Genomic DNA, 11,325 nt, shown 5'->3' with positions numbered 1-11,325 from the left:
TTAGCGCTCCGTGGTCTTGCGGATTTCTTTTTCGTCCATCCACTCGGCCAGACCGCTTTCGACGTCGATCAATTGCAGGCTGAATTTGTAGAAGACGTCCTTGTAGTCGCTGCTGCGCTTGACGATCGAGCTGATAGAGCCCTCGAGGCGGTATTTGGCGGCGATCATGTTGCCGGTCTTGGCCACGGTGCTCTTCTTGTACAGGCCGCTCTGGTTCTGCAGCTTGAGCTGGTCGACCTGGCTGTCCATGGCATTGTTGTCGCTGGCAAAACGTGCCGCGCCGGTTTTCATCAGTTGGGTCTTGATGCTGGTGGTGATTTCGCGGGTGTCGATGTACTCGCTGGTCTTGTTCTTCACGTCGTAGACCTGAACCACCGGGCGACCGTGCAGGATGCCGGACTGGGCCAGGGAGCGGGTCATGGACTCGGCGATCATCTGCAGGTCGGTTGAGCCGAACTCGTTGGTCACGGTTTCCACGGCCTTGGTGTCGCCGTAGGTAATGTTCTTGTTGCCCAGTACCGGGGAGTTGTTGGCGCAGCCGCTGACCAGCAGGACGGCGAGGGTGATGAATGCAACGCGTGTGAACATGGAAGCGCTCTCTAAAGCTGAAAAAGGGTTAACGCGAGATGTCGGTCATCAGGCTCAAGGCGTATTGATTTCCAACCGGAAGTCCACGGCCTTGGGTGTCGGCGCGATGGCCGGCAGGAAGCTGGTTTGTTCGCCATACAGTGTCAGGCTTTTCCAGGTTTCCTCTTCGGCAATCGGAAAGCCTTCAGGCCCCAGCCAGGCAAAGCGGTAGTACATCGTCTGGTTGTTGTAGCTGGTGTTGCTCAACTGCACATTGACGGTCATGTAGCCGTTTTCCCGGGCCACGCGCATGGCACCGACCACGATATTCTTTGTCTTGCCCATCGCCACGACCTTGCTCGCGGCGCTGCCCGGCGCAGGGGGGGGCGGGGTGGTGCAGCCGGCCAGCAAGGCCAGAGCGCCGACGGCGATCAGTTTTAAACGCATGTGAACAAGACTCCGTTCTTAAGGTTGTTTGAGGCTGGCGACGGCGGTCGGATTAGCATTCGGCGTCACTCGGGCGGCTAGGCCACCGGTAAAGACCTGATTGCCCACGGCCCGCAGAGTCACCACCTGGTAGCGCTGGTCGACGACCACCTTGACCACCGAGCCGCCTACCGCGTTGGGCAGGGTGACCTGGTGCTCGCCTTTCTTCAGACGCAGGCGCACCACCTGGGTGTAATCCGGCAGGGTGCGCCAGGTCCGGGTATCGGCGCCTTCGAGCACGGCCGAGGTGAGGCCCACGGCCAGGCCGGCCAACGGATTGGTATCGTTGATCTGCTTTTGCGCCACGCCACGGGTGACGGCTCGCACGGTGGTGCGCAGGATGATGCCGGGCATGTCGTCGCGAAGGGCGCGGCGGGACATGGCAGTGATGCTGTTGAGCTGGGTCAGATCCATCTGGCGGCCATCGACGCCGATCTGGGCGAAGGTGGCGGTGGAGGTGTCGGGCTTGATCACCGGGAACGACAGCGGCGTGATCACGAGGTGGCCGCTGATAGGCAAGGGCAGGGGGATGCGGATCGAGTCACGGGACGGCGCCAGGCCGCTTTGCACCACGATCAGGATGTCGCTGTCATCGTCCTTGGCGGCAGGCTTGTCCAGGTTGAGCAGTGCCTGTTCCAACAAGGGGGTGTTGGGACGCAGCTCGGCAGCCTTGCGATAACCCGGTGCGGCCAGGTCTTTTTCCCCCAGGGCTTCGTAGACGAAACCGGCCAGATAGTGGCTGAACGCGCTCTGGTAGCTGTTTTTCAGACCCACCACTTCCGGAGCGTCGAGGCTGGCCACCGGGTAACCCTGGAGGTCTTTGTACTCGGTCTTGACCCCTTGCTGCTCAGCCTCTTCCTCGCGCTTGAGGTATTCCTTGTCCCGCAAATCGGCAATCACCGCTTCGCGCTCGTGGGTCTTCTTGATCTGGGTCCGGGCACCGTCGAAGTCATTTACGGCCAGCAGATTCAGGGCCATCTGCGTGGTCAGCATGACCTTTTCGTAATCGTAGCCCTCGTAGCGCCGGACCTTATCGTTGACCAGGAAACTGCCGAACTGCGCCACGTACTTGGCGGTATCGAGCTTGACCGCATCTTCCCACTGGCCGACTTGCCGGTCGGCGCTGGTCCAGGCCGCCTGGCTGCCGGACAGATCGCCTTTGGCCCGTAGCAGCTCACCTTTTTCAAAGTAATACAGCAGATCCCGGTCTTGACTGGTGTTGTTCTTGTCCAGCAGGGTCAATGCAGCGTCGACGTTGCCGGACGCCAGCTGTTGATTGGTCTGGGTCAGTTCACTGTCGTAGTTGCGAAAAACCGAGCAGCCGGACAGCAAGGTGATCGCACCGAGGGCGATCGAAAAAACGGCACGGGAGGCCATGAACATTTCTTCCCTGAGTAACAGCCAGGTGAGCGGGTCGGGCTGGGTCGATCCACGGACGGCGTCGGGACGCTATCGGTTCCTCATAACCGGAGGAGCTTTTATGCCAAGTTCTTATAAGAAGGCGGCGCGATTATAGACATGGCCGTTCGCTATGTAATGGCTTTTTAATCTCGAAGCGCTGTTTTTGTGACATCACTTCCAAAGCATGAAAATCCGATGAAAATGCGCGACCACAGCACATTCGCTCTTGAGCCAAAGTCCGTGTAAGTGAACAATGTGTTACTTCTTATTTCCAATTGAGAGTCATTCATGATTGCCTCGCTTCGTTTTCTGGCCTGGCTTGCACTGCCGCTGCTTGCCCTGTGCAGCAATCCATTGCTGGCCAACACCGTTGAAGGCGCTCCCCAGGCGCTGCACTTGCTGGATTACATCGGGGCGGATTACCCGGAGACCGTCGAAGCGGGCAAGGTCATCGACGAGTCCGAGTATCGCGAGCAGTTGGAATTCACCCAGGTGCTGGAAGGGCTGATCGTTGCGCTGCCGGCCAAGCCGGAAAAGGCTGAGCTCACACAGGGCATCGCTGCCTTGCGCCAAGCGATCACCCAGCATCAGGACGGCGGTGATGTCGCCCGCCTGGCGCGCCAATTGGGGGCGAAGCTGGCGGTGGCCTATGAAGTCAGCCAGGCGCCGGTCATTACTCCGGACCCGACCCGCGGTGCGCCGCTGTATGCCCAGAACTGTTCGGTGTGCCACGGTGACAGCGGCGCCGGCGACGGCCCTGCCGGTGTCGGTCTGGTGCCGGCGCCTTCCAATCTGCGCGACGGTCAACGTCTCGATCACCTGAGCCTCTACGCGATCTACAACACCCTCGGCATGGGCATCGAAGGGACCGACATGCCGGCCTTCGCCGATCAGCTCGATGAGCGTCAGCGGTGGGACCTGGCCACCTACATCGCCGGTTTCAGTGTCGACCCGGCAGCGGCCAAAAGCGAACAGACCTTCAACCTTGCCGATCTGGCCCGCCAGACCCCGGCTGAAGTGCTGGCGGCCCAGGGCCCCGCTACGGCCGCAACGTTCCGCGCCCAGCGTGCCCAGCCGCCGCAGGTACAGCGTGGCCCGGCGCAGTTGCTCGACTACACCGCCGCCACCCTGGACAAGAGCATCGCGGCCTATCGTGCCGGTGATCACGACCAGGCCTATGACTTGTCGGTAGCGGCGTACCTGGAAGGCTTCGAGCTGGTGGAAAGCTCGTTGGATAACGTCGATGCCGTTGTGCGCAAGGACACTGAAAAGGCCCTGATGGCTTACCGTCAGTCCCTGCAGGACGGCTTGCCGGTGGAGCAGGCCGAACAGCGTCTGAATGCGGCCAAGGCCAAGCTGAAGGCCTCGGCGGGGCTGCTGGGCGGGGATGGTCTGAGCTGGTCGCTGAGTTACATCTCGGGGTTACTGATCCTGTTGCGCGAAGGACTGGAAGCGATCCTGGTGCTGGCGGCGATCCTGGCCTTCCTGCGCAACACCGGCCAGGAGTCGGCGGTTCGCAGCGTCAACGCGGGTTGGGGCCTGGCGCTGCTGGCCGGTCTGGCGACCTGGGGTCTGGCTGCCTATGTGATCGACGTGAGCGGTTCCCAGCGTGAATTGCTTGAAGGTGCGACAGCGTTGTTCGCCAGTGTGATGGTGTTGTGGTTGGGGGTGTGGATGCACGACCGCCGTCACGCGGCGGCCTGGCAGGATTACATCAAGAGCAGCCTGGTCGGTGGTGGTGGCCGTTTCGGCTTCGCCGTCCTGGCGTTCTTCTCGGTCTATCGCGAACTGTTCGAAGTGATCCTGTTCTACGAAACCCTGTGGCTGCAAGCCGGTCCCGCCGGGCATAACGCCGTGCTGGCCGGTGGCGCTACAGCGCTGGTGCTGCTGGTAGGACTGGCCTGGGTGATTCTGCGCGGGTCGGCACGACTGCCATTGGCGCTGTTCTTCAGCATCAACGCCGCGTTGTTGTGCGCGCTGTCGGTGGTCTTCGCCGGACATGGCGTGAAGGCCCTGCAGGAAGCCGGGATCTTTGGCACCCGTCCGGTGGCGTTCTTCGATTTCGATTGGCTGGGTATTCACGCCGATGCTTATTCGCTGACTGCTCAAGTGATCGCGATCCTGGCGATTGTCGTGCTGTATGGTCGCAGTTGGGTGGCGGAGAAGCGCAGGGTGCAGGTGTCCTGATGCGTGTCTGGATCGACGCCGACGCCTGTCCCAAGGCAGCGAAGGAGCTGGTGGTCAAGTTCGCCTTGAAGCGCCAGTTCGAGGTGGTGCTGGTGGCCGGGCAACCGCAGATCAAGCCAAGCCTGGCCTGCGTCAAGTTGATCGTGGTCCCCAGCGGCCCTGACGCGGCGGACGACTATCTGGTGGAGCACGCGGGCCCGGGTGAGCTGGTGATCTGCAGCGACGTCCCCCTGGCCGACCGGTTGGTGAAGAAGGGGGTCGCCGCCCTGGACCCGCGCGGCAAGGAGTTCAACGCGCAGAACATGGGGGACCGGCTGGCGGTGCGCAACCTGTTCACCGATTTGCGTGAGCAGGGCCAGATGGGTGGCGGTCCTGCGGCCTATAGCGAGCGGGACAAGCAAGGGTTCGCCAATGCGTTGGATCGGATCCTCACGCGCTTGAGCCGGATGTCTGGAGCCTGACACTGTTCATTTGTGGGAGCGAGCCTGCTCGCGATGGCGGTGTGTCAGCTAACCAAAGTATCAACTGAACCGACGCTATCGCGAGCAGGCTCGCTCCCACATTGGCTGGGTGTTGCTCAGGCATCGTTTTCGTGGGTGAGCTCGAGTATCCGATCCACCAGTTTGTTGATCCCCGAGGCCGCTTCGCTGATGTTCTGCGCCAGCATGTAGGCCGGGGTGCTGACCAACCTGCGCGCGCGGTCTTCAACGATGTCGGTGACGGCGCAATCTTCGTGAGTGCCGCCCATTTTGGTCACGGCGGCAGCGGTATCGACATCCGTGCCGATGGTGCAGGTCACGCCAGGGCCATAGATTTTCGCCGCCAGGGCCGGGGAAATACAGATCAGGCCCACCGGCTTGCCGGCCTCGGCGAAGGCTTCGGTCAACGCCAGGAGTTCGGGTTGGACGGTGCAATCCGCGCCTTCGACGGCGAAGTTGGAGAGGTTCTTCGCCGAACCGAAACCGCCAGGTACGATCAGGGCGTCGAAATCCTCGACCCTGGCGTCGCGCAAGTCCTTCACGTTACCGCGGGCGATCCGCGCCGACTCCACCAGCACGTTGCGGCTTTCGGGCATTTCTTCACCGGTCAGGTGATTGATCACATGCAGTTGGGCAATGTTGGGGGCGAAGCACTGGACCTGCGCGCCGCGTTGGTCCAGGCGCAGCAGGGTGATCACGCTTTCGTGGATCTCGGCGCCGTCGTACACGCCACAGCCGGAAAGGATCACTGCAACTTTTTTGCTCATGGGTTTTTCTCCAGATTCATGGCGTTAAATGTCCACTAATTTGTCACTCGTTGCCATAGGGTTATCCGGCGGCTAAACCTAATCTGCCGACTATCTCCTGCCCGGATCGCAGCATGAATTTCATTTTGTATGCCGTGCCGTTCTTCTTCGTGCTGATCGCTGTCGAGCTGCTGGCCGATCGCCGGCGCGGTGAGAGTCATTACCGCCTGGCCGATGCGATCAACAGCCTGAGCACTGGTGTGTTGTCGACCACCACGGGCCTGCTGACCAAGGGTGTGGGGCTGGTGAGTTACGCCTTTGCCTTGGAACACCTTGCTCTTGTCCGGTTGCCTGCCGACCAGGCCTGGGTCTGGGCGTTTGCCTTCGTGTTCTATGACTTCTGCTACTACTGGCTGCATCGCATGGGCCATGAGCGCAACATCCTCTGGGCGGCTCATTCGGTGCATCACCAGAGCGAGGACTACAACCTCTCCACGGCGCTGCGCCAGACCAGTACCGGGTTCCTGTTGAGTTGGGTGTTCTACCTGCCGCTGGCGGTGCTGGGCGTGCCGCTGACGGTGTTCGTCAGCGTTGCGGCGCTGAACCTGCTGTACCAGTTCTGGGTACACACCCAGCACATTCCCAAGCTGGGCTGGCTGGAGTGGTGCTTCGTCACGCCGTCCAATCATCGTGCTCACCATGCGCAGAACCCTCTCTACATGGATCGCAACTATGGCGGGGTGTTCATTATTTGGGACCGTCTGTTCGGCACCTTCCAGGAGGAAGACGACCGCGAGCCGCTGATTTTTGGCGTCACCACGCCGCTGGCGAGTTGGAATCCGTTGTGGGCCAACGTGCAGTTCTATGTGCAGTTGTGGACGGATGCCCGACGGGCCGGACACTGGTGGGACAAGGTGCGGATCTGGTTCATGCCCACGGGGTGGCGACCGGCAGACGTGGCGGTGAGATACCCACTGAACAAACCGGACCTGAGCCGTTTCCGCAAATTCGAAGTGCCGCTGGACGGACGCCAGCAGGGCTACGTGGCGCTGCAGTTCTGCTTCTACATCGCGTTGGGCAGTTATTTGATGAACCTGGAGAACAGCCTGCCCATCGCCGCCTTGTTGCTGGGATGGGGCGCGGTGGCGTTCGGTCTGTTCGTATTGGGCGTGGCCCTGGAGAATCGCCCGTGGGCGCTGAGGCTGGAGCTGTTGCGGCTGGCCTCGAACCTGCCGCTGGTATGGCTGGCGCCGCTGGCCGGATTGTGGCCGGACGGCCCCGTGGCCTGGGTCGGCTTGCTCAGCTACAGCCTGCTCAGCCTCATGGGACTCTATTACTGTCGCAACCGGTTTGCTCGGTTGGTGTCGTAGGTTTGCCAGCGGTGGCGCGCTCAAGCCGTTCGGCTTCGAGGACTTTTTTCGCCAGTCGCGCATTCTTGATGCGTCGACGCAACCACAGGCACAAGCCCAGCAACAGCAACGCGCCGAGTACCCACAATTCATATTTCTTGATACTGCCCAGCATGCCTTCGAGCACGGCGCCGAAGTGATAGGCGGCGGCGGCCAGTGCGGTCGCCCAGATCGCCGCGCCAATGCCGTTGAGCAGCAGGTAACGCCCCGGCGGATAGCCTGACAGGCCGATCGCCACCGGCATCACCGTACGCAAGCCATAGACGAAGCGAAAGCTCAGGACCCAGATGTCCGGATGCTTGCGGATGTGCTCCAGCGCGCGATCGCCCATCAGTTGCCAGCGAGGCTTGCGCGCCAGCAGCTTGCGCCCGTGCTTGCGTCCCAGGAAATACCACAGCTGATCACCTGCGTAGCTGCCGCAGAATGCCACGACCACTACGAGATTGATGTCCATGTAGCCACGGAACGCCAGGAAACCTGCGAGCACGAGGATGGTTTCGCCTTCGAAGAACGTGCCGATAAAAAGGGCCAGATAGCCGAAGTCATGTAGAAATTGCTGGAGCATTGTCTGGGTGCTGGCGAAATGAACGCGCAGCCTAACCCTTCGGGCACATTCAGGAAAGTGTCGAAATGTGTCTCGACGTGAACATTTCCTACAACCACAATAACTGCGACGACAGGTCACAGGTGCACATAACTGTCATATGTTGGTCATAATGGCCGCTTATAACTGTCACGCTCGCCCGTTAGTGGGCTCAGGAGTCTGCCGTGAGCTTTACCCCCGCCAATCGTCTGTTCCCTGCTACCCGTCTGCGTCGCAATCGCCGTGATGAGTTCTCTCGTCGGCTAGTGCGTGAGAACGTGTTGACCACCGACGACCTGATCCTGCCGGTGTTCGTGCTCGACGGTGAGAACCGGCGCGAAGCGGTGGCATCGATGCCCGGGGTGGAACGCCTGACCATCGACCTGCTGCTCGAAGAAGCCGCCCAATGGGTGGAACTGGGCATTCCGGCGCTGGCGCTGTTCCCGGTGACGCCGCCGGGGCTCAAGTCCCTGGACGCTGCCGAAGCCTGGAACCCGGATGGCATTGCCCAGCGCGCGACCCGCGCCCTGCGGGCACGCTTCCCGGATTTGGGGGTGATCACCGACGTGGCGCTGGATCCGTTCACCACCCACGGGCAGGATGGCATCCTCGACGAAGACGGCTATGTGCAGAACGACATCACCGTCGACGCCTTGGTCAAGCAAGCGCTGTCCCATGCCGAGGCCGGTGCCCAGGTAGTGGCGCCGTCGGACATGATGGACGGTCGTATCCAGGCGATCCGCGAAGCCCTCGAGGTGGCCGGACACGTCAACGTACGGATCATGGCCTACTCGGCAAAATACGCCAGTGCCTATTACGGCCCGTTCCGCGATGCGGTCGGCTCGGCCCTGAACCTGGGCAAGGCCAACAAGGCCTCTTATCAGATGGACCCGGCCAACAGTCAGGAAGCCTTGCACGAAGTGGCGGCCGACTTGTCAGAAGGGGCAGATATGGTCATGGTCAAGCCGGGCATGCCTTATCTCGACATCCTTTGCCGGGTCAAAGACGAATTCAAAGTGCCGACCTTTGTTTATCAGGTCAGCGGCGAGTACGCCATGCACATGGCGGCGATCCAGAACGGCTGGTTGAGCGAAGGGGTCATTCTCGAGTCCCTCACCGCTTTCAAGCGCGCGGGCGCTGATGGGATCCTGACTTACTTTGCCGTGCGCGCCGCCCAATTGTTACGAGAGCAGAAATAGCCTCCCAGGAACTTGCGATGAATACCGAAGGACTCTCTGAAGTTGCCGTAAAAGACGCTCAACCCGTGGTCGAGCAAATCGCTGAAACACCACCGGAGCTGGAGCCCGCTCCCCCGGTGGCTGCCGCCGAGCCCGCCCCGGCCCCGGCGATTGCGATTCCCAACCTGGATGACAGCAGCCTGTACATCCATCGCGAGTTGTCGCAACTGCAGTTCAACATCCGCGTACTGGAGCAGGCGCTGGATGAGTCCTACCCTTTGTTGGAGCGGTTGAAGTTCCTGCTGATCTTCTCCAGCAACCTGGATGAGTTCTTCGAAATTCGCGTCGCCGGCCTGAAGAAACAGATCACCTTCGCCCGTGAACAAGCCGGTGCCGATGGCCTGCAACCCCACCAGGCCCTGGCGCGCATCAGCGAGCTGGTCCACGGTCACGTCGACCGCCAATACGCGATCCTCAACGACATCCTGTTGCCGGAACTGGAAAAGCATCAGGTCCGCTTCATCCGTCGCCGCTACTGGACCACCAAACTCAAGACCTGGGTGCGCCGCTATTTCCGCGACGAGATCGCGCCGATCATCACGCCGATCGGCCTCGACCCGACGCATCCGTTCCCGCTGCTGGTCAACAAGAGCCTGAACTTCATCGTCGAGCTGGAAGGCATCGACGCCTTCGGCCGCGATTCCGGTCTGGCGATCATCCCCGCGCCACGCCTGTTGCCGCGCATCATCCGTGTGCCGGAAGACGTTGGCGGCCCTGGCGACAACTATGTGTTCCTGTCGTCGATGATCCACGCTCACGCCGATGACCTGTTCCAGGGCATGAAGGTGAAGGGGTGCTACCAGTTCCGCCTGACGCGTAACGCCGATTTGTCGGTGGACACCGAGGACGTTGAAGACCTGGCCCGCGCCCTTCGCGGCGAGCTGTTCTCCCGTCGCTACGGCGACGCGGTGCGCCTGGAAGTGGCCGACACTTGCCCGAAACACCTGTCCGATTACCTGCTCAAGCAGTTCAACCTGCATGAGACCGAGCTGTATCAGGTCAATGGTCCGGTCAACCTGACCCGGCTCTTCAGCATTACCGGCCTGGACAGTCATCCGGAGCTGCAATATTCGCCGTTCACGCCGCAGATCCCGAAGCTGCTCCAGAACAGCGAGAACATTTTCAACGTAATCAGCAAGCAGGACATCCTGTTGCTGCACCCGTTCGAGTCGTTCACGCCGGTGGTCGACCTGCTGCGCCAGGCCGCCAAGGACCCTCACGTCCTGGCGGTGCGCCAGACCCTGTACCGCAGCGGCGCCAACTCGGAAATCGTCGACGCCCTGGTGGATGCGGCGCGAAACGGCAAGGAAGTCACGGCGGTGATCGAGTTGCGCGCGCGTTTCGATGAGGAGTCCAACCTGCAACTGGCAAGCCGTCTGCAAGCGGCCGGTGCGGTGGTGATCTATGGTGTGGTCGGTTTCAAGACCCACGCCAAGATGATGCTCATCCTGCGGCGTGAGGCCGGCGAGATCGTACGTTATGCTCACCTGGGCACGGGCAACTACCACGCTGCCAACGCCCGCCTGTATACCGACTACAGTCTCCTGACTTCCGACGATGCCTTGTGCGAAGACGTCGGCAAGCTGTTCAGCCAGTTGATCGGCATGGGCAAGACGCTGCGCATGAAGAAACTGTTGCATGCGCCGTTCACCCTGAAAAAGGGCATGCTCGACATGATCGCCCGGGAGACCCAATTTGCCCTGGATGGCAAACCGGCGCACATCATTGCCAAATTCAACTCGCTGACCGATCCGAAGATCATCCGCGCGCTGTACAAGGCCAGCCAATCAGGCGTGCGCATCGACCTGGTGGTCCGGGGCATGTGCTGCCTGCGGCCGGGTATCCCAGGAGTTTCCCATAACATCCACGTGCGTTCGATCATCGGACGCTTCCTGGAGCACACTCGGGTGTTCTACTTCCTCAACGGCGGCGAAGAGCAGATGTTCCTGTCCAGCGCCGACTGGATGGAGCGCAACCTCGACAAGCGCGTCGAGACCTGCTTCCCGGTGGAGGGCAAGAAGCTGATCCTGCGGGTGAAGAAGGAGTTGGAAAGCTATCTGACCGACAACACTCACAGCTGGAGCTTGCAGTCGGACGGCCGTTACATCCGCAACACGCCGACCGGCAACCAGAACCCGCGCAGCGCCCAGGCGACGTTGCTGGATCGCCTGAGCAGCCCGGTGTTGGCGGTCAATTAAGGAACGGCGAGCTCAGCTTTTTGTGGCGAGG

Annotated in this window: 10 protein-coding genes; 5 read left to right on the top strand and 5 right to left on the bottom strand. The window is 61.2% G+C overall.

The genetic code is table 11. From position 1 onward, the window contains the following. The 3 genes from lpoB to FGE05_RS01690 are packed head-to-tail and all read right to left on the bottom strand — an operon-like array spanning position 1 to position 2,430. Complete coding sequence (gene lpoB / locus FGE05_RS01700) at positions 1 to 588, bottom strand: penicillin-binding protein activator LpoB (protein WP_139641058.1); 588 nt, start codon at positions 586 to 588, stop codon at positions 1 to 3. 54 nt (positions 589 to 642) lie between these two features. Continuing rightward, entirely contained in the window at positions 643 to 1,014 is a 372-nt protein-coding gene (locus tag FGE05_RS01695; RefSeq protein ID WP_139641057.1) for a YcfL family protein, read from the bottom strand. A gap of 18 nt (positions 1,015 to 1,032) precedes the next feature. After that, positions 1,033 to 2,430: a COG3014 family protein gene (locus FGE05_RS01690; RefSeq protein WP_139641055.1), complete on the bottom strand. Its 1,398-nt coding sequence runs from the start codon at positions 2,428 to 2,430 to the stop codon at positions 1,033 to 1,035. A 312-nt stretch (positions 2,431 to 2,742) separates the two neighbouring features. On the opposite strand from FGE05_RS01690, the gene FGE05_RS01685 reads away from it, so the two are divergent. After that, on the top strand, positions 2,743 to 4,641 hold the full coding sequence (locus FGE05_RS01685; RefSeq protein ID WP_139641053.1) for an FTR1 family protein: 1,899 nt from the start codon (positions 2,743 to 2,745) through the stop codon (positions 4,639 to 4,641). After that, entirely contained in the window at positions 4,641 to 5,102 is a 462-nt protein-coding gene (locus FGE05_RS01680; protein ID WP_139641051.1) for a YaiI/YqxD family protein, read from the top strand. Before FGE05_RS01685 ends, FGE05_RS01680 begins: the two co-directional genes overlap by 1 nt. 116 nt (positions 5,103 to 5,218) lie before the next feature. Here FGE05_RS01680 and elbB read toward each other — a convergent pair whose 3' ends face one another. Then, positions 5,219 to 5,887, bottom strand: a complete 669-nt coding sequence (gene elbB / locus FGE05_RS01675) for an isoprenoid biosynthesis glyoxalase ElbB (RefSeq protein WP_139641049.1) — start codon at positions 5,885 to 5,887, stop codon at positions 5,219 to 5,221. Between the two features lie 113 nt (positions 5,888 to 6,000). On the opposite strand from elbB, the gene FGE05_RS01670 reads away from it, so the two are divergent. Further along, positions 6,001 to 7,236 (top strand): sterol desaturase family protein, encoded by a 1,236-nt coding sequence (locus FGE05_RS01670; protein ID WP_139641047.1) that lies wholly within the window; start codon positions 6,001 to 6,003, stop codon positions 7,234 to 7,236. Here the strand turns inward: FGE05_RS01670 and FGE05_RS01665 are convergent. Next, positions 7,187 to 7,840: a DedA family protein gene (locus FGE05_RS01665; RefSeq protein WP_139641045.1), complete on the bottom strand. Its 654-nt coding sequence runs from the start codon at positions 7,838 to 7,840 to the stop codon at positions 7,187 to 7,189. The genes FGE05_RS01670 and FGE05_RS01665 overlap by 50 nt on opposite strands. A gap of 203 nt (positions 7,841 to 8,043) precedes the next feature. Between FGE05_RS01665 and hemB the strand changes: the two genes are divergently transcribed. Beyond that, positions 8,044 to 9,057, top strand: a complete 1,014-nt coding sequence (hemB, locus tag FGE05_RS01660) for a porphobilinogen synthase (protein ID WP_139641042.1) — start codon at positions 8,044 to 8,046, stop codon at positions 9,055 to 9,057. Positions 9,058 to 9,074: 17 nt separating this feature from the next. Further along, entirely contained in the window at positions 9,075 to 11,294 is a 2,220-nt protein-coding gene (ppk1, locus tag FGE05_RS01655) for a polyphosphate kinase 1 (protein ID WP_139641040.1), read from the top strand. Positions 11,295 to 11,325: the final 31 nt, after the last annotated feature.

Source organism: Pseudomonas sp. ICMP22404 (genome assembly GCF_006227205.1).
Taxonomy (GTDB): Bacteria; Pseudomonadota; Gammaproteobacteria; order Pseudomonadales; family Pseudomonadaceae; genus Aquipseudomonas.
This window is presented reverse-complemented; position numbering and strand designations above follow the sequence as displayed.

What these genes read in the sequence shown, in the direction of transcription:
- lpoB (WP_139641058.1), bottom strand. Translation starts at nt 588, where the DNA reads ATGTTCACACGCGTTGCATTCATCACCCTCGCCGTCCTGCTGGTCAGC.
- FGE05_RS01695 (WP_139641057.1), bottom strand. Translation starts at nt 1,014, where the DNA reads ATGCGTTTAAAACTGATCGCCGTCGGCGCTCTGGCCTTGCTGGCCGGC.
- FGE05_RS01690 (WP_139641055.1), bottom strand. Translation starts at nt 2,430, where the DNA reads ATGGCCTCCCGTGCCGTTTTTTCGATCGCCCTCGGTGCGATCACCTTG.
- FGE05_RS01685 (WP_139641053.1), top strand. Translation starts at nt 2,743, where the DNA reads ATGATTGCCTCGCTTCGTTTTCTGGCCTGGCTTGCACTGCCGCTGCTT.
- FGE05_RS01680 (WP_139641051.1), top strand. Translation starts at nt 4,641, where the DNA reads ATGCGTGTCTGGATCGACGCCGACGCCTGTCCCAAGGCAGCGAAGGAG.
- elbB (WP_139641049.1), bottom strand. Translation starts at nt 5,887, where the DNA reads ATGAGCAAAAAAGTTGCAGTGATCCTTTCCGGCTGTGGCGTGTACGAC.
- FGE05_RS01670 (WP_139641047.1), top strand. Translation starts at nt 6,001, where the DNA reads ATGAATTTCATTTTGTATGCCGTGCCGTTCTTCTTCGTGCTGATCGCT.
- FGE05_RS01665 (WP_139641045.1), bottom strand. Translation starts at nt 7,840, where the DNA reads ATGCTCCAGCAATTTCTACATGACTTCGGCTATCTGGCCCTTTTTATC.
- ppk1 (WP_139641040.1), top strand. Translation starts at nt 9,075, where the DNA reads ATGAATACCGAAGGACTCTCTGAAGTTGCCGTAAAAGACGCTCAACCC.